Origin of the sequence: Xanthomonas hortorum (assembly GCF_040279205.1) — a bacterium.
Classification (GTDB): domain Bacteria; phylum Pseudomonadota; class Gammaproteobacteria; order Xanthomonadales; family Xanthomonadaceae; genus Xanthomonas; species Xanthomonas hortorum_F.
Window position 1 is genome coordinate 1 of the sequence record NZ_JBEOLS010000046.1, and the last position, 26,585, is coordinate 26,585.

At 62.6% G+C, this 26,585-nt stretch carries 20 protein-coding genes; 12 read left to right on the top strand and 8 right to left on the bottom strand.

From position 1 onward, the window contains the following. Together ABS769_RS16215 and ABS769_RS16220 are read left to right on the top strand one after the other, a co-directional pair. The coding region (locus ABS769_RS16215; RefSeq protein ID WP_317061036.1) for a transposase at positions 1-287 on the top strand (287 nt) is incomplete at its 5' end. 141 nt (positions 288-428) lie between these two features. Continuing rightward, entirely contained in the window at positions 429-2,399 is a 1,971-nt protein-coding gene (locus ABS769_RS16220) for an alpha/beta hydrolase family protein (protein ID WP_317062401.1), read from the top strand. A 254-nt stretch (positions 2,400-2,653) separates the two neighbouring features. On the opposite strand, the gene ABS769_RS16225 is transcribed toward ABS769_RS16220, so the two are convergent. Both ABS769_RS16225 and ABS769_RS16230 read right to left on the bottom strand, forming a co-directional pair. Then, positions 2,654-4,978: a S9 family peptidase gene (locus tag ABS769_RS16225; RefSeq protein WP_317062402.1), complete on the bottom strand. Its 2,325-nt coding sequence runs from the start codon at positions 4,976-4,978 to the stop codon at positions 2,654-2,656. Between the two features lie 175 nt (positions 4,979-5,153). Next, positions 5,154-6,245: a DUF1615 domain-containing protein gene (locus ABS769_RS16230; protein WP_317062403.1), complete on the bottom strand. Its 1,092-nt coding sequence runs from the start codon at positions 6,243-6,245 to the stop codon at positions 5,154-5,156. A gap of 392 nt (positions 6,246-6,637) precedes the next feature. Here ABS769_RS16230 and ABS769_RS16235 point away from each other — a divergent pair, with 392 nt between their 5' ends. From ABS769_RS16235 to ABS769_RS16245, 3 genes are all read left to right on the top strand, one after another. Continuing rightward, the gene (locus ABS769_RS16235; RefSeq protein WP_317062404.1) at positions 6,638-8,512 is read left to right on the top strand and encodes a GGDEF domain-containing protein; all 1,875 of its coding nucleotides are present in this window, start codon (positions 6,638-6,640) and stop codon (positions 8,510-8,512) included. A 139-nt stretch (positions 8,513-8,651) separates the two neighbouring features. Next, positions 8,652-9,098 carry an Rrf2 family transcriptional regulator gene (locus ABS769_RS16240; RefSeq protein ID WP_430544179.1) on the top strand — a complete coding sequence of 149 codons (447 nt, stop codon included), beginning with the start codon at positions 8,652-8,654 and terminating at the stop codon, positions 9,096-9,098. A gap of 215 nt (positions 9,099-9,313) precedes the next feature. Further along, on the top strand, positions 9,314-10,216 hold the full coding sequence (locus tag ABS769_RS16245; RefSeq protein WP_317062406.1) for an NAD(P)/FAD-dependent oxidoreductase: 903 nt from the start codon (positions 9,314-9,316) through the stop codon (positions 10,214-10,216). Positions 10,217-10,294: 78 nt separating this feature from the next. Here ABS769_RS16245 and ABS769_RS16250 read toward each other — a convergent pair whose 3' ends face one another. Further along, positions 10,295-10,840 carry a hypothetical protein gene (locus ABS769_RS16250; RefSeq protein ID WP_317062407.1) on the bottom strand — a complete coding sequence of 182 codons (546 nt, stop codon included), beginning with the start codon at positions 10,838-10,840 and terminating at the stop codon, positions 10,295-10,297. Positions 10,841-11,150: 310 nt separating this feature from the next. On the opposite strand from ABS769_RS16250, the gene ABS769_RS16255 reads away from it, so the two are divergent. Then, positions 11,151-11,498, top strand: coding sequence for a hypothetical protein (locus tag ABS769_RS16255; RefSeq protein WP_317062408.1), 348 nt, complete (start codon positions 11,151-11,153; stop codon positions 11,496-11,498). Positions 11,499-11,829: 331 nt separating this feature from the next. On the opposite strand, the gene ABS769_RS16260 is transcribed toward ABS769_RS16255, so the two are convergent. Both ABS769_RS16260 and ABS769_RS16265 read right to left on the bottom strand, forming a co-directional pair. Next, entirely contained in the window at positions 11,830-12,381 is a 552-nt protein-coding gene (locus ABS769_RS16260; RefSeq protein WP_317062409.1) for a hypothetical protein, read from the bottom strand. A gap of 124 nt (positions 12,382-12,505) precedes the next feature. After that, a complete protein-coding gene (locus ABS769_RS16265; protein ID WP_043889460.1) occupies positions 12,506-13,357 on the bottom strand; it encodes a class I SAM-dependent methyltransferase in 852 nt (283 codons plus the stop codon). Between the two features lie 227 nt (positions 13,358-13,584). On the opposite strand from ABS769_RS16265, the gene ABS769_RS16270 reads away from it, so the two are divergent. Then, positions 13,585-14,460 carry a DMT family transporter gene (locus ABS769_RS16270; RefSeq protein ID WP_023905229.1) on the top strand — a complete coding sequence of 292 codons (876 nt, stop codon included), beginning with the start codon at positions 13,585-13,587 and terminating at the stop codon, positions 14,458-14,460. A 115-nt stretch (positions 14,461-14,575) separates the two neighbouring features. On the opposite strand, the gene ABS769_RS16275 is transcribed toward ABS769_RS16270, so the two are convergent. Then, the gene (locus ABS769_RS16275) at positions 14,576-15,370 is read right to left on the bottom strand and encodes a transporter substrate-binding domain-containing protein (RefSeq protein ID WP_317062410.1); all 795 of its coding nucleotides are present in this window, start codon (positions 15,368-15,370) and stop codon (positions 14,576-14,578) included. Between the two features lie 173 nt (positions 15,371-15,543). Here ABS769_RS16275 and ABS769_RS16280 point away from each other — a divergent pair, with 173 nt between their 5' ends. Continuing rightward, positions 15,544-15,759, top strand: a complete 216-nt coding sequence (locus ABS769_RS16280; protein WP_317062411.1) for a hypothetical protein — start codon at positions 15,544-15,546, stop codon at positions 15,757-15,759. A 260-nt stretch (positions 15,760-16,019) separates the two neighbouring features. Here the strand turns inward: ABS769_RS16280 and ABS769_RS16285 are convergent, their stop codons facing one another. Continuing rightward, the gene (locus ABS769_RS16285) at positions 16,020-17,792 is read right to left on the bottom strand and encodes an expansin EXLX1 family cellulose-binding protein (RefSeq protein WP_317062413.1); all 1,773 of its coding nucleotides are present in this window, start codon (positions 17,790-17,792) and stop codon (positions 16,020-16,022) included. Between the two features lie 381 nt (positions 17,793-18,173). Here ABS769_RS16285 and cycA point away from each other — a divergent pair, with 381 nt between their 5' ends. The 3 genes from cycA to ABS769_RS16300 all read left to right on the top strand — a co-directional run bounded on the left by cycA (position 18,174) and on the right by ABS769_RS16300 (position 24,141). Further along, positions 18,174-19,550, top strand: a complete 1,377-nt coding sequence (cycA, locus tag ABS769_RS16290; protein ID WP_006448608.1) for a D-serine/D-alanine/glycine transporter — start codon at positions 18,174-18,176, stop codon at positions 19,548-19,550. Positions 19,551-19,727: 177 nt separating this feature from the next. Next, a complete protein-coding gene (locus tag ABS769_RS16295) occupies positions 19,728-20,639 on the top strand; it encodes a CorA family divalent cation transporter (protein ID WP_317062414.1) in 912 nt (303 codons plus the stop codon). Between the two features lie 295 nt (positions 20,640-20,934). Beyond that, complete coding sequence (locus ABS769_RS16300) at positions 20,935-24,141, top strand: DEAD/DEAH box helicase (RefSeq protein ID WP_317062415.1); 3,207 nt, start codon at positions 20,935-20,937, stop codon at positions 24,139-24,141. A 448-nt stretch (positions 24,142-24,589) separates the two neighbouring features. Here the strand turns inward: ABS769_RS16300 and ABS769_RS16305 are convergent, their stop codons facing one another. Beyond that, the gene (locus ABS769_RS16305) at positions 24,590-25,285 is read right to left on the bottom strand and encodes an AIM24 family protein (RefSeq protein ID WP_055819755.1); all 696 of its coding nucleotides are present in this window, start codon (positions 25,283-25,285) and stop codon (positions 24,590-24,592) included. A 247-nt stretch (positions 25,286-25,532) separates the two neighbouring features. Here ABS769_RS16305 and ABS769_RS16310 point away from each other — a divergent pair, with 247 nt between their 5' ends. Next, entirely contained in the window at positions 25,533-26,528 is a 996-nt protein-coding gene (locus tag ABS769_RS16310) for an arabinan endo-1,5-alpha-L-arabinosidase (protein WP_317062416.1), read from the top strand. The last annotated feature ends 57 nt before the right edge of the window (positions 26,529-26,585 follow it).

The following is a 26,585-nucleotide window of genomic DNA, read 5'->3' on the forward strand; positions in this document are numbered from 1 at the left end:
CAGTGGAGCGGCCGATTCATTTGTTGATGGACCGTGCTTACGAAGGCAACGAAACCCGCCAGTTAGCGCTCGATCTTGGCTTCGTGCCGGTGGTCCCGCCGAAATCCAATCGGGTCGAGCCTTGGGAGTACAACCGGGAGATGTACAAGCGGCGCAACGAAGTGGAGAGACTGTTCCGTCGCTTGAAAGGCTACCGCCGGATTTTCTCGCGCTTCGAGAAGCTGGATGTCATGTTCCTTGGATTCCTCAGCTTCGTCCTAGTCGTTGATGGGCTTCGGATGTGTTAACAGGCCCTAGGCACTGCGGAGAATGCCGTGTGTGGTATGCGGCATGCCGCTGCGCAACGCACCCGATGTCACGCCAGACCATGGACTCCGCAAACTGCCTTTGCCACCATAGGCCGACCAAGGAAGAAGCGGAGTGCAGCAATGCGTTATTGGACGATGGTGGCGACTGCCGCGCTGGCAGGCTTGATGGCGGTGCCGGTGCATGCGCAAACCCCGCAGGAACCGATGGATCTGACGCCGTATCTCAGGAACGACCAGTTCGAGCGCATCAAGATTTCGCCCTCTGGTGCGTATTACGCTATCACGATGCCGTTGGAAGATCGCACCGTGTTGGGTGTGGTGCGGCGCGAAGACAAAGTGGCCACGGCCAAGGTGACCGGCGGCGCCAATAGCGTGGTGGACGATTTCTGGTGGGCCAACGACGACCGCATTGTGGTGTCGATGGCGCAGCGGCTGGGCTCGCGCGATGAGCCGATGGCCATCGGCCAATTGCATGCGATCGATGCCGATGGCAAGAACGGGCGGCTCTTGGCCAGCCCCTACGGCACCAACGATGAGATCAACGGTGCGCAGTTGAAGATGGAGTTGGATCCAGGCACCTTCATGCTGGACACCTTGCCGGGCGATCCACGCAACATCCTGGTGTCGTCGATTCCGTTCGTCGGCGACCCGAACATCCGCATCGACAAGCTGGACATCTACACGCGCCGGCGCAGCACGGTGGCCACCTCGCCAGTGCGCCGCGCCAGTTTTGTCACCGATCGGCAGGGGCGTATCCGGTTTGCGCACGGGGCGGATGTGGAAAACGCCAGCAAGCTGTATTACCGCGACAACGACCAAGCGCCGTGGAAGTTGATCAACGACTCGGCCACCAGCCAGCATCGCGAATTTCCGCTTGGCTTTTCTGCCGATGGCACGCAGGCCTATCTGGAAGTGGAGCAGGCCACCGGCACCGACGTGGTGGTGGCGTGGGACCCGGCTACCGGCAAGTCGACGCCGCTGTTGCACGACGACACCGTCGACCCCTACCGGATCCTGCAGGATCTGGACGGCACCACGCCGATCGGTGTGAGCTACATGAGCGATCGGGTACGCAACCGCTTTTTCGATGAGAAAGCGCCGACTGCGCGGTTGTATCGCAGTCTGGAAAAAGCCTTCGGCGACAATGCGGTCTACATCACCTCGGCCACCAGTGATGGCCGCTTCGTGCTTGCCTATGTGTGGAGCGATCGCAACAACGGCGACTACTATCTGTTCGATACGGTGAGCAAGCGTGCGGACCGTGTGTTCAGCCGCCGCGAATGGTTTCCGCCCGATGGTGTTCCGGCCAGCAAACAGGTGAGTTTCAAGGCGCGCGATGGTCTGCAGCTGCATGGCTATCTGACCCAGCCATTGGATGCCGAGCCCGGCAAGCCGTTGCCGCTGATCGTGATGCCGCATGGTGGGCCGTTCGGTATCTTCGACAAATGGGCGTTCGATGACGACACCCAGCTGCTGGCTGCGGCTGGCTATGCGGTGCTGCGCGTCAACTATCGCGGTTCGGCCAACTATGGGCGGGCGTTTACGCAGGCCGGCGCCAAGGAATGGGGCGGACGCATGCAGGACGACCTCACCGATGCCACGCATTGGGCGATCACGCAGGGCGTGGCCGATGCATCGCGCATCTGCATGTACGGCGCCAGCTATGGCGGCTATGCGGCGTTGATGGGCGTGGCCAGGGAGCCAGGCTTGTACCGCTGTGCTGCCGGCTATGTCGGCGTGTACGACCTGGACATCCTGGCGCGCGACAACGCCAGTCGCGCGCGCTGGGCCAAGAACTGGACCGGCGATTGGCTGGGCGCACGCGAGACCTTGGCGGCACGCTCGCCGGTGACCTTGGCGCGCCAGATCAAGGTGCCGGTGTTTCTGGCTGCAGGCGGCAAGGACGAGCGCGCGCCGGTGGCGCATACCGAACGCATGGAGCGCGCATTGAAAGTGGCCGGTGTGCCGGTGGAGTCCTTGTATTTTCCCAACGAAGGCCATGGCTTCTATACCGAAGCGCATCGGCGTGAGTACTACACGCGCTTGCTGGCGTTCTTGAACAAGCAATTGGGCGGCCGCACGGCGAAGTAAGGGCTTGGTGGTTGCATCCGGTTTTGTCCGGATGCAACGTGTGGCCGAGCAGCGTAGTGGTGGTGTGGTGGTGCGGGATGTTCAGGCGCCGCACAACGCTGTGCCTGGTTGGCAATGTCGCGTGATATGCCTTGCGTATTTATCGGTAAGGCATCGCGGCCAGGGGCGCTCCTACGCGACAGGGTGCCTGCGTCAGCGTGCGCAGGTCGCCGGCGCCTGGTGCGGCGCCGGCGACCGTGCTGCCTGTGCGCCGCTCAGTTCTTCGGCATCGGCTTCATCTGATACTGCGCCGGCGGCGTGGCGCCGAGCAGGTACTGCACGAAATAATCCCAGCGGCGGCGTGCGACATACGGTGTGAGATCGCCGTAGCCATGTTTGGCGTTGGGCAGCATCAGCATGTCGAAGTTCTTGTTGGCCTTGATCAGCGCATCGGCCACCAGCAAGGTGAGATACGGCGGCACGTTGTCGTCCAGGGTGCCGTGCACCAGCATCAGCCGGCCCTTGAGGTTGCTGGCGCGGCCGGCGTTGGCCTGGTCGTCGTAGTTGGACGTGCCATCCTTGTTGACGATGTGTTCGCCGTGATACTTCTCGGCCCAGTCGTCCTCATACCCGCGGTTATCGTGGTTGCCGCTTTCCGACCAGGCCACCTTGAACAAGTCCGGGTAGCGCAGCATCGCGGCGGTGGAGGCATTGCCGCCGCCGGAGTGGCCCCAGATGCCGATGCGGCTCAGGTCGATCCACGGATAACGCTGACCCAGTTCCTTCAAGCCGGCCACCTGGTCGGGCAAGGTGTTGTCGCCCATGTTGGCGTACCAGGTGTCGTGGAAGGTCTTGCTACGCCACGGCGTGCCCATGCCGTCGATGGCGATCACGATGAAGCCCAGCTCGGCCAACGATTGATTGTCGCCGTGGCCGGCAAGGAAACTGCGGCCACGTACCGATCCGGTCTGCGGGCCGGGATAGATGTAATCGATCACCGGGTATTTGCGCGCCGGGTCGAAGTTGCTGGGCTTGAACATCAGCCCGTACAACGTGGTCTTGCCGTCGCGCGCCTTGACCGTGATGGGCTCCGGCGGCACCCAGCCGGCAGCCTTGAGGCGGCTGATGTCGGCAGTGGCGATCGTGCTGACGCTGCGTCCGTCGCCGGCATCGCGCAACAGCGTGACCGGCGGGGTGACTGAGGTGGAATAGGTATCCACAAAGCGCGCGCCATCAGGCGACAACGCAATGCTGTGATCGGCCACTTCGGGTGTGAGCAGCACCGGCTCACCACCGTCCAGGCTCACCTTCCACAGCTGCTGGTAGTACGGGTCCACGCCGGGCGTGCGGCCCACACCGACGAACCACGCGGTGCGTGTCACCGGGTCCACGCGCAACAACTCGGTGACGTTGCCCTCACCGGTGGTGATTGCGCGCTTGGGTTTACCGGTGCCCAGATCGTAGAGATACAGCTGGCCCCAATCGCTGCGTTCGGAGAACCACACCACCTCGTTGCTGCCGGGCAGGTACGCCCAGTTGGCAGCGACCTGGCCGCTTTCGTAGTAGGTCTTGGCGGTTTCGTCGAAGGCGGTGCGTACCTCGCCAGTGGCGACATCGGCGATGCGCAACCAGGTCTGCTTGTGGAAGCGCGAGGTGGAGGCGAAGGCCAGCGTCTTGCCGTCCGGCGCCCACTTCACATCGTCCCACAGGCCCGGCGAGCAGCTCACGTCGTCGCACAGGGTGGAGCGGTGCTGATCCGGCGGCAGTTTCAGCCGCAGCACGCTGCGCGTAGGCACGTCGATGACCACGCGCTCGATCATGGTCACGTCCTTGTCGCCGGCCAGCGGGTATTTCCACGACTGCAATTCTGGATGCCCGAGCTTGGTGCTGACCAGATACATGTTGCCGGTCTTGCGCTGGTCCTGCTGGAAGGTGGCGATCTTGCGCGAGTCCGGCGACCAGGCAACGATGGCGTTGTCGCTGTGCTGCCAGCCGGCGTTGTCGGTGGCGTAGCCGAAGTTTTCCACGCCGTCGCGGGTGAGCTGGGTTTCCTGGCCGCTGGCCAGATCGCGTACCCACAGGTTCCAGTTGCGGATGAAGGCTTCGCTGCGCTTGTCCGGCGACGGCACACCCGGCTCTGCCTTGTCCTTCGCATAGAGCTTGCTGCAGCGCGCACGCGTGTCGCAGACCACAGCGGTATCGCGGACGTTGAGGCGGTAGCGGCCATCGGCGGTGCGCTTGACCACCGGTGCGAACGTGTCGGCCTTGAGCGGTTTGTCGCCGGTCTTCAGCAGCGTATTGAGCGAGCCGACCAGCGCGGACTGCTTGAACAGCGGCGCGGTCTTGCCGGTGGCGGTATCCAGCTGCAGCAGCCGGTTGCCGCTGGCATCGTGATCGACATAGACCACATGGGTGGCGTCCAGCCAGTCGATGCGCGTGGCTTGGTGATCGACCAGCGGTTGCGCCAGATAGCTGGTGAGGCGCTCGGCGCGGGCGTAGTCGGCCTCGGTCACGCTGGGGACCTGTGCGCTGGCCAGCGCGGGCAGCGCGGCGATCGCCAGGGCGGTGAGCAGGTGGCGCATCGGCAACGGTGTGAGCATGTGGACCTCGTCGGAAGGGGCGCGCGTCGATGCGGTCGACGCAGCCCGCTGATGCTACCTGGGCCGGCGGTGCGTGTGCCTCTGCCATAGGTCGTGCCATGGCCGTAGACGAAGCCGTTGCGAAGGGCGCAACGCGCGCCGACATGCAGGGTGTGCCGCACGCGAGGGCGTGTGGCTACTTGCCCATGCAGCGTTTCCAACGCTCGTTCACCCGCTGCGCGAACCAGGCGGTGGTGAGCGTGCGGGTGATCTTCGGGCTTTCCAGGGTGATACCCGGCAATACGGCGCGCGGCAACGGTTTGCCGGCGCTGCGCTCGGCCAGCGCGAACACCTGGCGATACAGATCGGTGTCCTCGAAGTCAGCCGTATCGCCGGCTTCCAGTGCTCGGCGGAGTTGCCGGTCGCTCATCGCCAGCTGGCTGCCCAGGGCGCGCGCGGCACGTTCGGTGCCGCCCGGTGCCTCCAGGCTGGCGCCGGGTGTGAGCAGGTCGCCGTCCAGCGCGAGCGCGATGCCGCTGGCCTTGCTCAGCGCGGCCTGGAAGGCGGCATTGCGGCTGGCGTACCAACCGGCGTTGAAGTCGGCGAAGCGATACAGCAGTGCGTCGTAATTGGCCGGATACCCGAGCAGATGTCTGGTGCCGAACCACAGCCCGCCGCGACGGCTGAAGACTTCATGGCGCATCGAGTCGCCCGGTGGATACGGGTAGCGCTCGGCATGCTGCTCGGCAAACGCGATGCTCACCTGCATCGGCCCGGCGGTGTGCACCGGATTGAGCCCGTCGAACAGGCGCGCGCCCAACGGCACGCTGCCGGTGAAATCCTCGAAGATCTTGCTCAACTCCTGCTCGGTGCGCGCGCTCGCAATGCGCGTGGCATAGCTGCGGCCATCGGGGGAGTCGATGCGCAGGGCGGCGTCGACCATGAAGCCGGGAATGTGGTGCGCACTGGCGCGGCGGTCGATCTCCGCGCGTGAAATCTTGCCCAGGTTGGGAACGACAGGGTTGGCCTGATAGGTCGACTCCTGCTCGGTCACCGCCAGCACCGCGCAGATGTGCTCGGGGCTGGTGTCCAGCGCCTGCGAGGACAGCGCCACGTACACATCGTTGGCCCAGCCGGCGCGATCGGTGAGGGTGGCCGGCAGGCGCCGGGCGATGTCGGCCTTGACCGCATCCGGAGAGCGCTGCGGCGCACGCGGGGCCTGGGTGGCGCAGGCCGACAGCAAGGCGACGGCAAGCAACGTGAGCAGGCGGGGCAAGCAGGATGTCACGGCGTCTCCAGATCTCGGGCGGTGGCTGCCGTGCGGCAGTTTACGTCGCTGCCGGACAGGCGCTAGTAAACACCGGCACACACCGCCACACACGGGATGCCGGCAGCTCGCTGCGTCGGTCGCTCCGATTCAAGCCAGGTGCGATCAGGCCGATAACGAGCTCGATCAGGAACGTCGCGATCACGGTGCCTGGCCTGCCTGCCGGTCATCATTGCAGAGGTTGCTGCATCGATGTCGCGTTCAAGCAGACGCCGACCTCGCCCAATTCCACCGCTGTCCACCCATGGGAGTGCCTGAAATGCCGCAGCAACCAGCAAGCCCGGTTCGGGTCGGAGGTGTCGCCGTGGTCACGGTCCCGGCGCGTTGTGCCTTGTCGCCGTCATGAGTCGCCGATGAGCCGTCTTGCGGCACGCTGGCAACGGGTCTTCACGGGGATCGCATTACTGCTGAGCAGCGCGGTGGTGTGGGCGCAGCCGCAGCCGTGGAAGGCGATCGAATCGGCCGCGATCGACGACCCCAAGGCCGCGTTGCAGACCGCGCAGACCTTTTTGCAGCAGGCGCGCAGCAATGGCGACGCCGACGCGCAATTCTGGGCCTTGCTGGCCCAGGCGCGCATCCTGATCTCGCTGGAAGACAACGATCATCGCCAACTGGTGCTCAGCCAGGCACGCACCGTGTTGGAGCAATTGCATGGCAACGCCGCGCAGGCGCAGCTGTGGCTGGATACCGTGCAGGCACTCAGCGATGTACGCGAAAATCCCAACCGCGGCATGGTGACGCGGCTGGAAGACCTGCGTCAGCGGGCGCGGGCACTGGGTCGCAACGATCTGCTGTGCGAAGTGGAAGCGGTCGACATGTGGAGCATGCTGGCCTCCAGCAGCAGCGATGAGGCATGGAAGGCGGCGCAGGCCAGCTACCAGTGTGCGGTGCGCGAGCACACCTTGAGCCTGGAACTGGACGCGTTGACCCAGCTGGGGTCGCTGGCCAGCCGTGTCGGCGGGCGCATGGCAGAAGACAGCGAAGCCGAAGATTATCTGCAGCATGCCTTGACGCGCCTGCACGGCCAGCCGGCACGCTTCCAGCGCAGCCTGATCGAATACGAGTACGGCACTTCGCTGGCCGCGCAGCAACCCGAGGCCGCCTTGCTGCATTTCAAGCGCGCGCTGGCGCTCAGCCGCGAGCTCGGCGATCAGGCCGGTGTGGCCGCAGCACTGACCAGCGCCAGCGAAGCGCTGAGCGAAACCGGCGATGCGAATGCGGCATTGGCAATGGCGCGCGAGGCGCTGCCGCTGATGCAGAAACAGGGCAACGTTGGCCGTATCGCCGCGTGTCACGCGGTGTTGCTGCAGGCATTGACGGTGTTGAAGGCAGACAGCCTGGGGGCTGAGATCGTCGCGGCCAGGGCGGCGGACGACCCGAACCTGACCTTGAGCCGGCGTGCGCAACTGCTCGATGCCATTGCCCAGGCGCTGGCAGCGGAAGGCCGCCATGCCGAGGCATATCAGGAATTGCAACGCGCCAATACGCTGCGCGCACAAAGCCTGGACCGCCAACGCGACACCGTGATGCTGCGCTTGCAGGCGCGCTACGAAGATGCCCGCCGTGGCGCCGAAACCGCCGAGCTGCGCCGCCGCAGCGAGACTGCGCAACTGGCCTTGCAGGCGCGCGAAGCCGGCCAACGCACGCTATGGATCGCGCTATGTGCGGCCTGCCTGCTGTTGCTGGGCGCCTTGGTGGTGCTGGCCTTTGGTGCGCGCCATCGCCGTCAGCTGTCGCGGCTGGCGATGCGCGACGAACTCACCGGCCTGCCCAATCGCCGCGCCATTCGTTCCGAGGCGCAACAGCAGATCGAGCAATCGTTGCGCTCGCAGATCCCATGCATGCTGGCGTTGATCGATCTGGATCACTTCAAGTTGATCAACGATGTACACGGCCACGCCACCGGCGATGCGGTGCTCAAGGCGCTCGCCAGCGCCTCGAAGCTGGCCTTGCGCACGCAGGATCGCCTGGGCCGCCTGGGCGGCGAAGAATTCCTGCTGGTATTGCCGGGCTGCAACGCGGAAGAAATTCCTGCGGTGTTTGCGCGCCTGCGCAGCGCCGTGGCCGCCATCCAGATTCCCGGCCTGCCGGCAGACCAGCCGGTGCGGTTCTGCATGGGCGCGGTGAGCGTTACCGCCGCCACCGGCCTGGACGTGCTGCTGAGCCAGGCCGATCTTGCGTTGTATGCAGCCAAGACTGCAGGGCGCGATCAATGGGCGGTGTGTTGATCGCGTAGGCCGCGATGCGGGGCGATTGCCACAACCGTCGCGTGCTGCGGCACAATCGCCGCAGAGCGACGCCACGCCATCTTCCTGACCTGATCGAGCGAACCGACACCGCGTGCGAACCGATAGCCGCCTTTCCCGCATGTTGCATGTGCTGTTGCACATGGCCAGAAGCGAGCAGCCGATGACCTCCGAGCAGATCGCCAGCATGTTGTCGACCAATGCGGTGGTGGTGCGGCGGACCATGGCCGGGCTGCGCGAGGCGGGCTATGTGCAATCGACCAAAGGCCACAACGGTGGCTGGCACATCGCATGCGATCTGGCTCAAGTGACGTTGCTGGATATCCACCGCGCTGTGGGCGGCCCGCATCTGTTTGCGATCGGCGCCGATCACGACAACCCGCAGTGCGGCGTGGAGCGGGTCGTCAACGCCGCCATCGCCGATGCACTGGCCGATGCCGAAGCGCTGTTGCTGCAGCGCCTGGGCACGGTGACGCTGGCCACGCTGGCGGGCGAGTTCGATTCGCTGTGCAAGGCGCGCACGCAGCCGGCCGCCCAGCCCAGAGCAAAGCGCGCACATCGGCACTGAGCGGGTGCTGTCACGCTGCTTGCAGTGCCAGCAGATGACCACGTGTTGCAACGCGCCCACAGCCGGCCTCGGTTGATACGCCGCCCGTTCTGACTTCCTGCTGTCACTGCATCGACGCCCACTGCTGATATCGCGGTTCCTCCGGCGGTCGAAACTCGGTCCTTTTCATGTAACATCGAAAAGTACATAAAAAACTAAAGCAGCCTGGAGCGGACATGCATTACGACGTAATCATCATTGGTGGCAGCTATGCGGGGCTATCGGCAGGTTTGCCGCTGGCGCGGGCGCGCTGTTCGGTACTAGTCATCGACAGTGGCAAGCGGCGCAATCGTGCCGCTGCAACTTCGCACGGTTTTCTCGGTCGCGATGGCGCATCGCCTGCGCAGATTGCCACCGAAGGCCGCACGCAATTGCGCGCCTATCCCAGCGTGCACTGGGCCGAGGGAGAGGTGACGCACCTGCAAGGCAGCGCGGACGCATTTGAGGTGACGCTGGCCGACGGTGGCACCCACACCGCACGCCGCTTGATTGTGGCGAGCGGCGTGGTCGACCGATTGCCGGAGCTTCCGGGCCTGGCCGAGCGCTGGGGCAAGCAGGTCTTCGTCTGTCCTTACTGCCACGGCTATGAGCTGGATCGAGGGCGCATCGGCGTGTTGGCGAGCTCTGCATTTGCGCTGCATCAGGCGACGATGCTGCCGGAATGGGGCGCCACGCAGCTGTTCTTGAACGATGCGTTGGTGCTCGACGAGACGCAGCACGCGCACCTAAAAGCACGTGGTGTGGAACTGGTGGCCGGTGCGGTGGCGCGCGTGCAAGGCGAAGACGGCGCACTGGAGGTGGTGTTGGCCGACGGCCAGACCTTCGCGCTGGACGGGCTGTTTACGACCACGCAGGCCGAGCTCCATCCACTGGTGCAACACCTCGGATGCACTACCAACGATGGGCCGCTGGGCAGTTACATCCTCGTGGACGCGATGCAGGCCACGTCGATTCCTGGTGTATTTGCCTGCGGCGATGTCGCCAGTCCGGCAGCCTTTGTCGCCTTTGCGGCGGCAAGTGGTGCGATGGCCGGTGTGGCGACGCATCGCTCGTTGATCTCCGGTCTGGCGACCGTCTGAGCTGTGCTGACGGAGCTGATGCATCGCTCACTTGCTACAGGCGATGGAGCCTGCAGCAGGTGAGCGATACCGTGGTGCTTACTGGCTGACTTCCTGCATCGGCACCTTGTACTCCTTGGAATATGCGCGCTGCGCGGTATTCAGCGCTTCCATGTCCGCATTGAGCTGGGCCGACACGGTTTCCAGGTCCTTGGCCAACGGTGCCAGCTCGGTGTTGGTGTAGCCGTTGGGCAGTGCGGCAAAGCGCTCCAGTGCGGCCATCATTGCGTCGGCGCTCTTGAGGTAGGCCGACAACTTGCCGTCCAGGTCCTTGGCATTGTCCGGCACGCCCGAGGCAACGGCGGCATTGGCCTGCGCATTGGCGGCAAGCGCCTTGCGTTGGCTGCCCAGCGCGGTCTTGTAACTGTCCAGCGGCTTGTGCGCGATGGCATCGTTCACCAGGCTCTGCCCGCGATCGCCGGACACCCACGGGTCGATGATGGTTACCGCGCCATTCCAGACCGAGATGTTGTGCAACAGGTACTCGCTGGAGGAGAGCTTGGAAGCGCCGGTAGTGGTGCCGCCGCCGCAGGCAGCAAGCAGCAGACTGAGGGAGACAAGCAGGAGTGTGGTGAACGTCTTCAAAGCGAAAGATCCTTGAGGGAAGACTGTTGCCGCCGTTGCATGGCGTCACAGCAAAAATCCAAGGAAGCGTCCAGACAATCCGCGTGGCAGTGCTGCCGGCCATCTTCCTTGAGACGAATGCAGCGTGGAGCGTTCCATGTCACTCGATCGAGTGCGCTGCGCGGCGATTATAGCGGCTGCGACCAGGCTGCATGTGCATAGCGCGGCGTTGCAGTACAAGAACGCCTTTTGTCTGCGCGCGATCACGCCGACAGGCGCCGATGCAAAGCGCCAGCGGTAAACTGCGTCGCTCGATTGCAGAGAGGCTTGCTTGAAAAAACGTCCCAAATCACCGCCACCACCGACGCCGGTACCTGCCAATTCCCGCATCGTCGACTGGCTTGTCCGCGGGGTGGTCCTCGTGATCGCGGTGGCCTGTTGCGGGCGGCTATGGTTGTTGCTGCAGGCGGTGATCAGCGGACGCTATGTCAGCGTCGTTCGTGGTAGGCCGGCCAGGACGTTTTATGCCGACACCGACCCGCAGCGCTACTGGATCTCGATCGGCTGGGACGGCCTGTTGACCACTGCCCTGTTGGCGATGGTGGGCGTGTTTGCGTATCTCGCATGGAAGGATTACCGGCGCGATCGTGCCGAGGCCATGCGGCGTGGCAGACGCTGATGGCAGGCCACGCAACCAGCCCGCAGATCCTCGGCTCCACACCGACCATCCACACCGTTCAAACACCTCTAAAGGCGACGGAGAGCTTGAGGTTCAGTGCAGTTTGGAGGTTTCCAAGCCGAAGCCGAGCTAGTCGAGGGCGCGATGCCCTCACCGATTGCGGGACACGCCGTAAACCCGTCCTTGGGGGCTCGGTGGCGGCATCCATGCCGCCACACGGTCCCGCAAGCGGCGAGGACATCGCACCTGCCAATGTGGTCGTGTGCTGATGGTAACCACAGCGCCGGCCGCGCCCACCTGACGGTGAGCTTCAGCGATTTTTAGGCAGACCTTACGGCGTCCCACGCGTGCGCGAAGGCCTTGCTGCGTCGCGCTTCGGCCAGGTGTCGTAGCTGTAGACGAACTCTTTCTGGTCGGCACCGCGTGTCGGGTCGCAATGCCAGGAGCTGGCGACGATGCCGGCTTCCAGCACATCGTCGACCTCGCGTACGGACTGCGATTCGAAGGCGCAGATCGCCCCGTAGAGTTTGATGTCCCAGTCCGGGCTTGCCGTTTGATGGGCATGCTGCACCAGCACAATGTCGCTGCCTTGGAAGTGGTGCACCTGTGCGCTGCGGTCGCGCGCGATGCTGAAATAGCACGGCGCACCGATGCCCAGGGGAAACACTTCATCGTCGCGCAGCACGGCGCATTTTCCAGCGTGCTCGCCCAAGCGAATCGTGCGCCCGGCCAGTGTGGCGGTGGTGACAGGGTTGGAGAGCGTGACTTCAGACATGGGCTGCGCGGGCGGTATCTGTGCCTGCGACTGCGTCTGTGCGCCTGCTGGCGTGCACAGCATCAGCACGAGTGAGGCCAACCATAAAGCAGTGAGATGGAGGCGCATGCAACATCCTTGTCGAGGGCGGTGCAGTATCGCAGATTCACCCGCTATCGCTGTCTGCATGGCCCACGCGCTGAGGCTTCTCAATGATGGCGGGGGCGGTTGTACCTGATCGCGCAGACGACACTCAGCGCCGCGCAGGCAACGTCGCCAATACGCCATCCAACGCAAGTTGCGTGCTGAAACCAGCCTTGCTCAGACGCTTGCTCACTTCGTTGGGTACATCGCGCCCGCTGGTGAATTTGTTGGGCGCGCCGGTGTAATGGAACATGCGCCCGCCGCGGCGCAGCACGCGTGCCAGCTGGTCGTAGAAGACTTGCGAATACAGCTCGCCGGCGATGCCGAAGCGCGGCGGGTCGTGCAGGATGGCGTCGACCGAACCGTCTGCGAGCGTGGTGACGTGCTGCGAGATATCGGCGTGTGTCAGCTGCAGACGCCCACCGCTGGCGTCGTCGTCCGGATCCGGCGACCACGGATTGAGGGTGCGCAGCCACAGCACGTCGGCGTTCTTTTCGAACGAGTGCAGTTGCGCCACGTTGGCCTCCAGGCAGCAGGCGGCGAAATAGCCCAGGCCACCACAGGTATCCAGCACGACCTTGCCGCGCGGATCCACCAGTGCCACCTTGCGGCGCGCATCGTCGAACGGCGACAACTGCGCCGACGGCAACATCTTGATGCCGTCGATCTCGAAGGTGGGCGCGCCCCATTCGGTCGGCACCAGCTTGATCAACGCACCGTTGAAACGCGAGATCGGCGCAAAGTCGTCGCCGTCCCAGAAATACAGCGTGCGCTCCTTGAGCTTGCCCGGATACGGGTAGCCTCTGCCGCGCCACTGCCAGGTCTGCGCATCCAGCTGCGCAGTGCCGGTACTGCGGCCCAGGTCCAGCGACCCGGTCCATTGAGTCAGACCATTTCCGCGCGCGGCAAGCAGGGCTTGGGCGTCAGAGAGAATGAGTAGTGGGCCGGAGTAGTGAGGCACGGGTGACAGGTCTGGATTCGGACGCGTAGCGCGCGCGCCGGTGTCAAGGAAGGAATCGGCATCGTAACCGACCCATAGCGTGCCGGCATCCTGTTGCCTGCAAGTAACCCAGGAGTGCGCACACAGCGGCTGCGCGCAACGATTCCTCCAACGCATGGCGCACCGCATACTGTGTACTGCCCGCACCGACATCGCGTCGGATCGGCGCCAACCGTGGAGTGTCGGCAATGCTGAAGGGTGTGTTGTTGGGGTTCGCCTGTTACGCGGCCTATTCGATCAGCGATGCGTTCGTGAAGCTGCTCGAAGGCACGTTGCCGGTCTACGAAGTGCTGTTTCTCGGCGCGTTGCTGATGCTGGTGGCGGTGCCCTTCTTGAAGAAGCCCGACGACCGCCTGCGCGAGCTGGTGATGGCCAAGCAGCCCAGTCTTTGGCTGCTGCGTGCGCTTACCGGTGCGATCGGCAATCTGACCTCGGTGATTGCCTTTACCACCTTGCCGATGGCCGAGGCCTTCGCGCTGATCTTCTTGATGCCGATTTTCGTGACCGTGCTGTCGGTGGTGTTCCTCAAGGAAGAAGTGCATTGGCGGCGTTGGTCGGCGGTGATCGTGGGCTTCATCGGCGTGTTGATCGTGTTGCGCCCCGGCTTTCGCCATCTCACCCACGGGCATGTGGCGGCGATCGTCTGTGGCCTGGTGGGTGCGATCTCGGTGATCACCTTGCGCATGGCCGGCCATAGCGAGAAGCGTCTGACGCTCTATGGCGCCGGCGTGATCGGCCCGTTGGTGATGGGCGGGATCATGATGTTGCCGACCTTCGTCTGGCCCACGTTGTACCAGTGGTACTTGTTGGCAGGCTATGGCTTGCTTGCGGGTCTGGCGGCAATCTGCCTGATGTACGCCACGCGCATGGCGCCGGTGAGCGTGGTGGCGCCCACGCAATACAGCCAGATGTTGTGGGCGATCGCGTTCGGCTATCTGCTGTTTCACGACCATCTGGATTGGCCGATGGCGGTGGGCATCGCGTTGATTCTGGGCGCTGGTTTGTTCACGCTGGTACGCGAAGAACAGGTGTCGCGTTGGTGGCGACGGACCAAGATTGTTTGAAGGCGGTGGAGTCGGGATTGGGGATTGGGGATTAGCCGCAGCGAGTGATACTGATGGCGCCGCGCTTTGTCGCTATTACGAATCCCCAATCCCCAATCCCCAATCCCGGCTTTTATCACCGAGACGTAGTGGATTCCGGGCGCGGTGCGCGCCAGGCTTCGACGATGCGCGCGTACTCGCCGCTGGCCTTGCTCAGGTGCAGCCATTGGTCGACATAGGCCTTCCATGCGGGGTCGTCGCGCGGCAGCAGAAAGGCTTTTTCGCCGTATTGCAGCGGTTGCTCTGGCGCGATGGCGCATAGCGCGGGCAGGCGTGCCTGCTGGTACAGCGCCTCGGAGGCATCGGTGATCATTACGTCGGCACGCTGGTCCACCAGCTCCTGAAAGATGGTGGTGTTGTCGGCGAACAGTCGCAGGGTCGCATGTGGCAATTCGCGCCGCGCGAAGGCTTCGTTGGTGCCGCCGGGCGGTTCGATCACGCGCACATCAGGTTGGTTGAGTTGCGCGATGCTGCGGTAGCGCGCCTGGTCGGCGCAGCGCACCAGCGGGATCTTGCCGTCCACGTCCAGTACCGTGCTGAAGCTGGCCTGGCGTTGCCGCTGCAAGGTCACCGAGATACCGCCTACTGCAATATCGCAACGATCGGCGAGTAGATCGGGCATCAGGTGCGGCCAGCTGGTGCGTACGAATTGCACGCGTGCACCCAGGCTGGCGCCAAGCGACTGTGCCAGCGCGATGTCGCTGCCTTCGAATTGCCCGTCTGTGCGCAGCAACGAATAAGGACGATAGTCGCCAGTGGTGCACACGCGCAGCACACCGGACCGCAGCACTGCATCCAGGCGTGAGGCAGGCTCGGCAGCATGCGCGCTGCCGCAGGTCAGCAGGAATGCGAGCAGAGTGCGATAACGCATGGCATGGCCTCGGGAATGATTGGCCATGATAACCATGGGTTACACCGCTGGTTGCGATGTGTTTCGATGAGCGCACGTCAACGGCGTGTCAGCGCGGTGATGCTCAGGCTCACGGTGCAGTAGCGTTGCGCAGCCTAGCGTTGGCGTACCACTTGAACGCAACGGAGTCGTCCATGCATCTGAATCCACGTACTGCTCGCCCGATGACCACCCTCACAACGGGTGTGTCGGCACACGGCACGCCTGATCCGGATACCAACGAGGAACAGAATCCGTTGGAAGAGCAGGCGCCGCAGCAAGGCGGTTTGCGTAATGAGGTTGGCGATCTGGAAGAAGACGAGGATCAGGCACTGCCGGGGCGTGTCGGTGGTGGGCTTGCTGGGGGTTAGAGGGTGTTGGTTGTTGTCTGTTGTGGCGCGTTTTGCGAATGGATTAGCAACTGGATTTCGGTTTTTTTCTTCGTGCGGGATTTTGGTCTTTGTCGGTAAGAGATGTTTGTAGCGGCGGATAAAGACCAAGCGCAGAGCTTGGGCGGTTTGAGCATCATTTGAGCTTCGCGTCGTACCCTCACCCCAACCCCTCTCCCGACGGGAGAGGGGCTTTAGTCATGCTTTTCAAAGGTTGTATCAACACCTCCGGACGAATCACGTCAGGGAAACTGCACGTTTCCCGGTTCGAAATACACCGGCTTGCTGCCGTCTTCGGGTAGCGCGGGAATGGTATCGAGGATGGCCTTGCCGCGGATGTCGGTGATGCGGATGGACAGCGGTTGGTTGCCCAGTTGCTCACCGAGGAAGTGGTTGTAGTCCATCTTCTGCAAGCTCTTCCAGGTGCTGCCTTGCTTCACTTCGAACTTGACCACCGGATAGGCGTGGTTACGCACCTGGATCGCCGCCCACCAACGTGAGCTGCCTTCCTTGATGCGGTATTGCACGTTGCCGGTGATGGGTGCGCGCACGATCTTCCAGCTGATCGGGATGCGCCCTTGCACCATGTCGCCGATTGCAGCAAAGGCATTCGGTGATAAGTCCAGGCCGCCGGATGCGCCGTCCGGATAGAGATCGGTGACATAGACAACGGTCTTGCCCTTGGGGCCGGTCACTTCCAGGTACGCGCCGGCAAGTGCGGCTTTGACCCCGCCGAAGTTCATCTGGGTCGTGTTGAGTGCGGTGATGAACGCGTTGCTGGGAATCGGATCCAGCAGGACTGCACCGCCGGAATAGCCGGAGCCGGTGTAGGTCGCTGTGCCGCTGAAGGTGCTGTTCCAGGTGGTCGCTTTGCTCGCGTCGGCTTTACTCGCGCTTTTTGCGGATGCGCTGGCAGATGTAGCTGTTGCCAATCCCCACGCTTGATGCAGGATCTGCAGCTTGTCGCTGCGCGGGCTGGCATCGCTGGCGAGCAGGCCGCCATTGTTGGCATTGCCTACTTCCCAGCTGCCCAGAAAGGCACTGCGCATGCCGGTGTTTGCCAGATAGCCGCTCAATGCCTGTTGCCATGCGGGATCGCGCGGGTCGCCATCGCCCAGGCCGCCGCCAATGCTGACCGGCAGCACCGCATGGTCGGCGGCAAACGTGCCGAAGTCGCGTTGCCAGCTCGCCGGCAGACCGCGTGGAAAGTCGGTAGCTGCGAAGGCATCTGCCGCATCGCGATCCGGCCCCGCCAGTTTGGGCATCAACACCAGTTGCTTGGCCGGGATGCGCAATGGCACGCAGGCAAGCGGCTGCAGATTGCTGCCGGGCGCCTTGCGCGCGGAGTCGCTGCAGAGCGCGTTGTTGCCCACGCCTTCCACGCCCACCACCCAGCGTGGTGCCTGTTTGAGGACGGTGGCCGCCGCGCGTGAGGCAATGCGATTCCAGTCTGCGTCTACGCTGTTTCCGGCCCAGGTGGCATTGCGGTAACCGCTGCTGCCCAGATCAATGCCCATCACACCGGTGGTGGTGCCGTAGCGGGCGGCGAGCGTGGTCAAGCCGTTCGTCCAGGCTTGCTGCTGCGCGCCCAGCTGCGGTGCGGAGTCATCGCACCCGCCATCGGCAAATGCGAGGAGGACCTGCATGCCGCGTTGGGTGCTGGCGCGCACGACCGCATCGAGCAGCTGCAACGAAGTCAGGCCGCGCAGTGCGGGGTCGCCTGCGACATCGGCCGCAGCGACGGGCTTGGCTTGCAGCGTCGCCGTGCAGATCGGCACACGCAGCGCATTGATATCGGCTGCCTGCATCTGATCCAGCGTCTGTTGCAGCGTGCTGTTGCGCAGACCCGCCGCAACCAGCGCAGCGCGGTCGAAGCCCGGCCAGGTCACGCCGCGCAGTTGCAGCGCCTGACCGCGCGCGTCGATCAGTTGCCCGTGCGCATCGACCTGCACGGCCAATGCAGAGACCGGGGCCAGCAACGTCATGGCCAGCAATAGATGGGAGCGTGAGTACATGGGAGTGTCCTGAGGGTTGGGCCCGCGCAGGAGACCAGCAATCGCCACGTGCGGTCCGTGCGCGCAGTCAAGGAAGCGGGCAGGAGCGCGTGCTGCAGGCAGCGCAACGAGCGCGCTGGGACGCGGATCGCTGTTTGTACGAGATGCCGCACGGTTGCCATCTTGGTCGCGACAGTGCACGCCGCTGCCAACGCGTAGCCCTAGCTGCATGGCGCAACACGCGGCGCGCAACCCGTACTGTGCGCACCGCAGCATGGCGCTGTCCGCTTGGCATGCGCCGGCGTATTTGCCGGCCTACCCGGCGTTGCTGTTCAAACCGCTGGTGCGCGCTGCCGCGATCTCGTATTTTTGACGGCTTGTTCACTTGCCGGTGCCGTGCCCATGTCTGACCCGTCCGCGCCCGATCATCTGCAACGCAGTCTCTCCAATCGTCACCTGCAGCTGATCGCCATCGGTGGCGCGATCGGCACCGGGCTGTTCATGGGCTCGGGCAAGACCATCAGTCTGGCCGGGCCGTCGATCCTGTTTGTCTATCTGATCATCGGCGCGATGCTGTTCTTCGTGATGCGCGCGATGGGCGAGCTGCTGCTGTCCAACCTGGAGTACAAGTCGTTCATCGACTTTTCCACCGATCTGCTCGGGCCCTGGGCCGGGTTCTTCTGCGGCTGGACGTACTGGTTCTGCTGGATCATCACCGCCATTGCCGATGTCATCGCGATTGCGGCGTATGCGCAGTTCTGGTTTCCGGGATTGGCGCCGTGGATTCCGGCCATCGCGTGCGTGTTGTTGTTGCTGAGCTTGAACCTGGTGACGGTCAAACTATTCGGTGAGATGGAATTCTGGTTCGCGTTGATCAAGATCATCGCCATCGCTGCGTTGATCATCACCGGCGCCGGGCTGGTGGCGTGGGGCTTCCGCTCGCCGTCGGGCAATGTGGCCTCGCTGTCGAACTTGTGGAACGACGGCGGCATGTTCCCGATGGGCATTGGCGGGTTCTTCGCCGGTTTTCAGATCGCGGTGTTCGCCTTCGTCGGCATCGAGCTGGTCGGTACCACTGCGGCGGAAACCGCAGATCCGCGCCGCAATCTGCCCAAGGCGATCAATTCGATCCCGGTACGTATCCTGATTTTCTACGTGCTGGCGCTGATCGCGATCATGGCGGTGACGCCGTGGCGGCAGGTGGTGGCCGACAAGAGCCCGTTCGTGGAGTTGTTCGTGCTGGCCGGCGTGCCGGCGGCGGCGAGTTTGATCAACTTCGTGGTGCTGACCTCGGCCACCTCCTCGGCCAATAGCGGCATCTTCTCCACCAGCCGCATGCTCTACGGCCTGGCCGAGGAGCAGCATGCGCCGAAGGGCTTCGCCAAGCTCTCGCGTGCGGCGGTGCCGGCGCGCGGGTTGCTGTTCTCCTGCGTGTGTCTGTTGCTGGGCGCGATGCTGGTGTATCTGATTCCCAACCTGGTTACTGCGTTCACGCTGGTCACCACCTTGTCGGCGGTGCTCTTCATGTTCGTGTGGTCGCTGATCCTGTGTGCCTATATCGCCTATCGGCGCAAGCGCCCGGAGCAGCACGCGGCCTCGGCGTTCAAGATGCCCGGTGGCGTGTTGATGTGCTACGTGTGCCTGGCGTTTTTCGCCTTCGTCATCGTGCTGCTGACCTTGCAGGCCGACACGCGCCAGGCTTTGCTGGCCAGCCCGGTGTGGTTCCTGCTGCTGGCGATCGGCTATGCGGTGAAGCGGAAGCAGACGCGCACAGGCTGATCGCACGCAAGACCGACCGAAGACATCACCAAGGCCCCGCACTGCGGGGCCTTGGCGTCTGTGGCTGCACGGCGCCGCGATAAAGGCCACTGGCAGCTAAGCGCGTTTTGCGCGCGACGTTGACGCCGATCGGATGGAACGGGATGCTCGCCGCCATCCATCGCCACGGCCTGCCGCATGATCACGACACACCCGATTGCCGGAACGCAGCACACGCAAGGTTCCTGGGTCGACCTGTGCCAACCCACTGCACAGGAACTGGCGCAGGCTGCAGAAAAGGTGGGGTTCGCGCTGCCGGATCGCGCGGCGATCGGCGAGATCGAATTCAGCAGCCGGGTGCGGCGCCAGGGCGAGGTGCTGTTTCTCAATGTGCCGCGCTTTCAGGACGACGATGGCCCGACCGCGCCGCTGGGCTTTGCGGTGTCGCCGACCATGTTGGTCACCTTGCGCGAGCAGCGCTTGGGCTCGCTGGAGGCGGTGGCTGCGCGGCTTGAACACGAGCCCTGCCACAGCGCCGACGATTTGTTGCTGCGCATGTTCGACCAGTTGGTGGGTCGCCTGGCAGACCGGCTGGAATCGCTGGAAGCCGAGGTCACCGACACCACCCGGCAAGTCTTCGACGAGCCGCACAAGACCAAGGATCTGGAGCGCATGCTGCATCAGGTGGGCGGCATGGGCCGGCGCCTGGGCGGGCTGCACAATGCCGGGCAGGGACTGCTGCGCCTGGTCACCTATCTGGACGGCACCGCGCCGGACTGGTTTGGCGAGGATGCGGCCAAACGCATCGGATTGCTGCACAAGGACCTGACCACCTTGAGCGAATTTCAGCAGCACATGGACGACCGCATCGAGTTCCTGCTCGACAGCGTGCTGGGCATGATCAACATGGACCAGAACAACGTGATGAAGGTGATGGCAGTGGCGTCGGTGGTCGGCATCCCGCCCACAGTGCTGGTCGGCATCTGGGGCATGAATTTCGCCTACATGCCCGAGCTCAAATGGCATGACGCGTATTACTGGGCGCTGGGCGTGATCGTGCTGAGCATGGTGGTGCCGTTGGTGTGGTTTCGTCGGCGCGGTTGGGTGTAAAGCAATTTTCGTGCGACCGAAGTTATGAACAAATATAGACTTCAGTAGCAGTCGCGCCTTTTACGGCTTGCTTGCAGTTGTGTTGCGACTCAGAGTTGACTTTGCCGCAGAAAGAAACCGTGCGCATTGGAGCACTATTTTGACAGAGCAAGCCAGGGATGTACTTCGCTTTTGGCGAGACGTAGAGATCTTCAACATTCCCACCGTACCCAAGAGAGAAAGCACTCCGACGCGGAAGGTGGCGAGATATTGGAAAGACGATGCGCTACCTTGGGAACGAGGGCATAGAGCCTCGTTGATCCCGACCGATAAAGAAGACTGGGTACATGCCATCTTTCTCGGCGTGGCCTCGTGCCGGGACTGGGCCCAAGTCGTTCTACAGGCCACTTGCCCATCTCAACTGCTGAGTGAGAGCGACCTGCAGCAACTAGTCGGCGAAGGATGGTTAGTTGCTTTTCTTGTCAATGGAGAGGGGGTCGTCGCGAGCGACTCTTATGTTCCCGCCAGTTTTGCCCTGGGTGTCCAGCGCTTGCTCGATGGGAAGACCCTTGATGGTCTTAACAACGACATCAAAGAACAGGCGGAAGCATTCAAGGAGCGGCGCGCGCCTACGACCATCTCCGCCAACAGTACGGATGCGAAGACGGAAGAAGCCGACGAGAACCCGCCCCAACAATCAAACCAGGGTAAAGCACCTCCACCGTTTCCGGTTGAATGGAGGGAACTTGAGGCCGAGCTGCATCATGCGCTTGCTCGCTTTGGTAAAGGAATACCCCAGTTATCCTTTTCAGCCGTCATCAAATCGACATTGCGAAAGCGACGTAAAGACGACGAAGCCGAAAAGGGCGATAGCATCGACTTCCTGAACTCGTTCTACCTCAACGATTTGGATCAGCTGATAGCGGAAGCGGATGGCGGTCGTGCATTGGGAAGAACATTGGAGCGCTATCTCGGGCTGGCATCTGTGGACCAGTCTCGGCAGGATATTCTGCGGCGGCCCGATGCGATGGCTGCATGCTTGTCACCAACCAAACTCCCTCTTGGCCGCTGGCCCGCGAAGAAAAAGCATCATCTGATGCTTGCCCAGCAGGCCGCCGTCAACGAAATCACCTCTCAGCTTTGCGATGGCGCCGGCCTGGTGGCCGTCAACGGACCGCCTGGCACCGGTAAGACCACCCTGCTATGTGATGTGATTGCTGATGTAGTCGTGCGCCGCGCCCAGGGATTGGCCAAACTGCGATCTCCGTGGGAGGCTTATGGCGACAAGACAACCATCGGCGGCTTGAACGTCTTTCCGTTCAAGCCAGAGATCGTAGCTGGCACCGGGATCGTGGTTGCGAGTAACAACAACGCAGCTGTCGAGAACATCACACGTGAGCTGCCTGCGCTCAGCAAGATCGCAACAGAAGAACACGCAAGCGCCACCTATTTTCAGGAAGTGGCTGCCCAGGTATTTACTGCATCGCAGATCAAGGTTCCTGCGTGGGGCTTGGTTGCTGCGGCCTTGGGCAACAGCGACAACCGCCGGAAATTTGCGAACGCTTTCTTTCGCGACGGCACTTCAAAAGCATACGTGCCGGGTAATCCCTGCGACATCAAAACCCTTCTTGAGGCGCAAGGGGATGATGCCCTAGAGCGCTGGCGGCTCGCAAAGCAGGAGTTCCTCGAGTTGTCCGAAAGGGTCGAAACCAAGCGCAGCTCATTCGAGAAAGCTTGGGAGGCAATGAAAGAGCTTGCACGTCTGTATCAATCCATAGCACAGGCCCGAGTGCGGGTCGATGCGCTTCAATCCGAGTTGAATGCTCTTCCCGAGCAGTGGTCGCATCGTCTGAAGGATGCCGAGAAGCAGTTAGCGAGCAGTGAGAACGATCTGGCGATGGGCGAACTTGCCGAGCAACAGGCGAAATTAGTTGTACAGATTGTGTCAGACCGCTTGCACGCAGCCGAAGCGACTGAGGTCCCGCGCATCTGGGACCGTTGGCTCAAAGCGGTTGGCCTCGTTACCGAGCGCATGCGTGTTTGGGATGAAGAGACGCTTAAACTGCGAAAAGATCGCGCTGACGCGAGCGAGGCTTGGCGCAAGGCACTTGAATGTCTGGGCCCACGCAGACAATCCGTGCAAGCCCAGAAGACAACTCTCGCCGACATCGCTTTGCTCCGCGAGATGGAAAGTTCCAAGCTGGTCGAGAAGATTGAATCTCTCCAAAAGGAGATCAAGCGAGCCCATCTTCGCTGCCAAAAGCTCGAACAGTGCGTAGTGGACCTAAAACAGACCGGAGCAACGCTACCTGATGCCGATTTCTTTAACTTGCCAACGGTGGACCGTCATTTGGCTAGCGTGTGGGTGACGCCAGAGTTCGATCTATTGCGTGCCCAGTTATTCCTTGCGGCCCTTCATCTGCACGAGAGCACCTTGCTCGCATGTAAAGGCAAGGCAATCGCCAATCTGCGCGCCGTCAAAGGGATGCTGACAAGGGATACACCTGAACCTATTGCCGAATCGCAACGCCACATGCTGTGGGATATGCTGTTTTTCGTCGTACCGGTAGTGTCCAGCGCGCTGGCCTCTTTCGACCGGCTATTCATAGGGCTGGGGCGCGAAGCATTGGGCTGGCTACTGATCGATGAAGCTGGTCAAGCCACGCCCCAGTCCGTGGCCGGCGCGCTGTGGCGTAGCCGCCGCGCTGTAGTGATTGGTGATCCAAAGCAGGTCCAGCCGGTGATGACGGTTCCTGCCGCTGTCGTCGCGGAGTTGAGAAACAAGCACGGAGTCGACATCTGCTGGTCACCGGCTCAGGAGTCTGCGCAAACCATTGCGGATCGTGGCATGACGCTTGGTGCCTGGATCGGTGATCCCAGTACACCAGAAACAGCGATCTGGACGGGCTTACCCCTTCGCGCCCATCGCCGGTGTATCGACCCGATGTTCAGCATAGCCAACGCAATCGCCTATGACTGCCAAATGGTGCAGGCCAATACTGATCCAGAACCCATCCGATGTTCGCTTGGGGAAAGTACTTGGTTCGATGTGCAGGGGCACTCGAATGACGGGCAAATCGTCCATGATGAATTGATCTGTCTGACCCAGCTTCTACAACGACTGAAATCCAACTGGCCTGTCGTTGGCGCTGATGAGAAGCCGGCGGGACTATTTGTCATCTCGCCTTTTCGTAAGGTGGCAGAAGCCGGATGGGAAACCTTTCGCAAGGTGGGCATCAACAAAAAAGAGTGGCCGGTTGACTGCGGTACAGTCCATCGGTTTCAAGGCAAGGAGGCGGAGATTGTGGTGATCCTGCTAGGCTCTGCCCCGGGGAAATCGGGTAGCGGTAGCCGCAATTGGGCGTCTGCGAAACCCAATCTTCTAAATGTGGCGCTTACTCGTGCCAAGCAACGGGTTTACATCATCGGTAACTCGACAGATTGGTCCTGCCTTCCTGGCTTCGATAGCCTGCATGCTGAGATGAAGAGCCGCAATCGCGTACTCGATGGATCTTTCTTGTAGCTGTCAGCGCGTCGCAGAAACACGTTTGACGCCTTACTGATGGCGCCACAGCGGCATAGCGGTATTGACATAAGCAAATACTCTAAGCAGGTTCGAGCTAAATGAGTTGCTAGAATTTCTGGCCAGGAAAGATTACATCGAACAAGCGATCCATGATCCTCGCTGCACGATCTGTTCGCGTGCAAAATGTGGCGTGTCCAGTGGCCTGCAGATGCGACTCGCTCTCTTTCGCTCCATTTGAACCCACGTAATGCCAGTGCTCCGACTCTTCGCAGCTGCACGTCCACTCCCGATCTTGCGACGCCATGAGCACGGCAAGAGCGATGGCCATACAAGCCAGAATCAGGCTTGGGATCAGGATCAGCCACGCATTTTTTTCATCTGATCTGACAGGTTATGGATACTGACGTGTGCCCAGCCACGCAACGCGTAGCTGGGCACACGTGCATCAGCCCTTGGCCTGAAAGCTGGCTTCTTCATACGGCTGCACCACCACCCAGCCTTCGCCGGCGAAGCGCATTTGCAGGCTTTCGCCCGAGCCGCGGCCGAACAGGGTGCCGATCGACACGTCGGCCACCAGCTCCGGGGTCAGCGTGCCCGACCAGGCCACGGTGGCGTTGGGGTCGGTGAACACCGGGCCGCTGGCAGCGGTGACCGGCAGGGTCAGCGGCTCGTAGTGCGAGGTGATTGCCACGATGCCGTGGCCGCTCAGGCGCACGTTGAACAGGCCGCCGGACAGCATGCCGGCCACTTTGCGCATCATGGTGATCTTGTGCTCGACACCGGATTCGAAGGCCAGCACGTCGTTGCCGTTGACGAAGATCGCCTCGCCATTCAAACGCAACAGCGTCACCAGCTTGCCGAGGTCGGCCAGATACACCCGGCCCTGGCCTTCGGCCTTCATCAGCTGCATGCCTTCGCCGCTGACGGCCTTTTTCAGCAGGTTGCCCAGACCCTGTTCCAGCAGTCCTTCACGGGTGAACTTGACGTTGCCGGTGCGCGCAACCATGGCGCCGGCCTTGGACCACACCATGCCGTTGAGGCGCACTTCCAGCAGGTGCGGGTTTTCCAGTTCGAACGGATCGGGGCTGACGTCCTTTTCCTTGGAATGGGCGAGAAATTCGTTGAGCGTGCGTACGGCCATGGGTCCATCCCGGAGCGTGAAAGAGTGCGCATGATACGCGGCAGGCCGGTGTCTTCGAAGCGTGCTGATGTGCGAGCCGCCTTTCGTCTGCGGACATGGCGCGCCGATCGGCACGAAGGCGCGTCGCAAATAAAACAACCGCTCGGCCTGCGTAATGCTTCTGAGATCAGCGTCGGATTCACGACACTGCTGCCGGGCTAGATTGCTCCTACAGATAACGTCTTTACGTTATTCAAGGAGTTGGCCGATGCGCGTTGTTCGTGGCAATCGAGTGGAAGGGTGCTGGTCTGGAATGTCGCTGCGCGGTGGCGCGATTGCATCGCTGCTTGCCATCGTCGCCGGTGTGATTGGCGCACCCGCGCAAGCGGCAGTGGGGCCGGGCGTGGTGAGCGGCGACACCATCGTGCACGATCCTTCGATGCTCAAGCTCGGCGATGGGCGTTACTACATCTATGCCACCACCGGCGTGGTCACCAGTACCGACCGGACGAAATTCAGCAATGCGGGCGCGATCTTCAGCACCACACCGAGTTGGGTGCGCAACTACAACGCAGACAATCAGGTCTGGGCGCCGGATGTGTCCTTCCACGGCGGCAAATACTTGATGTATTACACCGCGTCCAAATTCGCCACGAACAATTCGGCGATCGGGTTTGCCAGCAGCAGCACCGGCAAGCCTGGCTCGTGGAAGGATCAAGGCATCGTCTACACGTCCAAAAGCAGCGACGACTACAACGCCATCGACGGCAATCTGGTGGTGGATGGCGGCGGCAAATGGTGGTTGGCGTTCGGTTCGTTCTGGTCGGGGATCAAGCTGATCCAGCTCGATCCCGGCACCGGCAAGCAGCTATCCAGCAATACGGCGCGTTACAGCCTGGCGAGCCGGCCGTATCCGGGTGCGGTGGAGGCGCCTTTCATCCAGCAGGCCAATGGCTGGTACTACCTGTTCGTGTCGTTCGATGCCTGCTGCAAGGGCGCCAGCAGCACCTACAAGATCGCGGTGGGGCGTGCGCGCTCGGTGACCGGGCCGTATCTGGATCGCGCCGGTGTGGACATGCGCAACGGTGGCGGCACGGTGATCCAGTCCGGGTTGGGCAGCATGCATGGGCCGGGCGGGCAATCGGTGTTTCGCGATGGCGATGGCGACATTCTGGTCTACCACTACTACGACGATCGCGGCGATGCGCGCCTGGGTATCAATCGGCTGAGTTACGACGGTAGTGCGTGGCCGGTGGTGCAGTAGCAGCGATCACTGCAGCGCGCGGGTGCACTCTGCAATGACGCAACGATCAGGCGATGC

What these genes read in the sequence shown, in the direction of transcription:
- ABS769_RS16225 (WP_317062402.1), bottom strand. Translation starts at nt 4,978, where the DNA reads ATGCTCACACCGTTGCCGATGCGCCACCTGCTCACCGCCCTGGCGATC.
- ABS769_RS16295 (WP_317062414.1), top strand. Translation starts at nt 19,728, where the DNA reads ATGATCACGACACACCCGATTGCCGGAACGCAGCACACGCAAGGTTCC.
- ABS769_RS16260 (WP_317062409.1), bottom strand. Translation starts at nt 12,381, where the DNA reads ATGCGCCTCCATCTCACTGCTTTATGGTTGGCCTCACTCGTGCTGATG.
- ABS769_RS16275 (WP_317062410.1), bottom strand. Translation starts at nt 15,370, where the DNA reads ATGCGTTATCGCACTCTGCTCGCATTCCTGCTGACCTGCGGCAGCGCG.
- ABS769_RS16280 (WP_317062411.1), top strand. Translation starts at nt 15,544, where the DNA reads ATGCATCTGAATCCACGTACTGCTCGCCCGATGACCACCCTCACAACG.
- ABS769_RS16310 (WP_317062416.1), top strand. Translation starts at nt 25,533, where the DNA reads ATGCGCGTTGTTCGTGGCAATCGAGTGGAAGGGTGCTGGTCTGGAATG.
- ABS769_RS16240 (WP_430544179.1), top strand. Translation starts at nt 8,652, where the DNA reads ATGTTGCATGTGCTGTTGCACATGGCCAGAAGCGAGCAGCCGATGACC.
- ABS769_RS16305 (WP_055819755.1), bottom strand. Translation starts at nt 25,285, where the DNA reads ATGGCCGTACGCACGCTCAACGAATTTCTCGCCCATTCCAAGGAAAAG.
- ABS769_RS16235 (WP_317062404.1), top strand. Translation starts at nt 6,638, where the DNA reads ATGAGCCGTCTTGCGGCACGCTGGCAACGGGTCTTCACGGGGATCGCA.
- ABS769_RS16285 (WP_317062413.1), bottom strand. Translation starts at nt 17,792, where the DNA reads ATGTACTCACGCTCCCATCTATTGCTGGCCATGACGTTGCTGGCCCCG.
- ABS769_RS16220 (WP_317062401.1), top strand. Translation starts at nt 429, where the DNA reads ATGCGTTATTGGACGATGGTGGCGACTGCCGCGCTGGCAGGCTTGATG.
- cycA (WP_006448608.1), top strand. Translation starts at nt 18,174, where the DNA reads ATGTCTGACCCGTCCGCGCCCGATCATCTGCAACGCAGTCTCTCCAAT.
- ABS769_RS16270 (WP_023905229.1), top strand. Translation starts at nt 13,585, where the DNA reads ATGCTGAAGGGTGTGTTGTTGGGGTTCGCCTGTTACGCGGCCTATTCG.
- ABS769_RS16245 (WP_317062406.1), top strand. Translation starts at nt 9,314, where the DNA reads ATGCATTACGACGTAATCATCATTGGTGGCAGCTATGCGGGGCTATCG.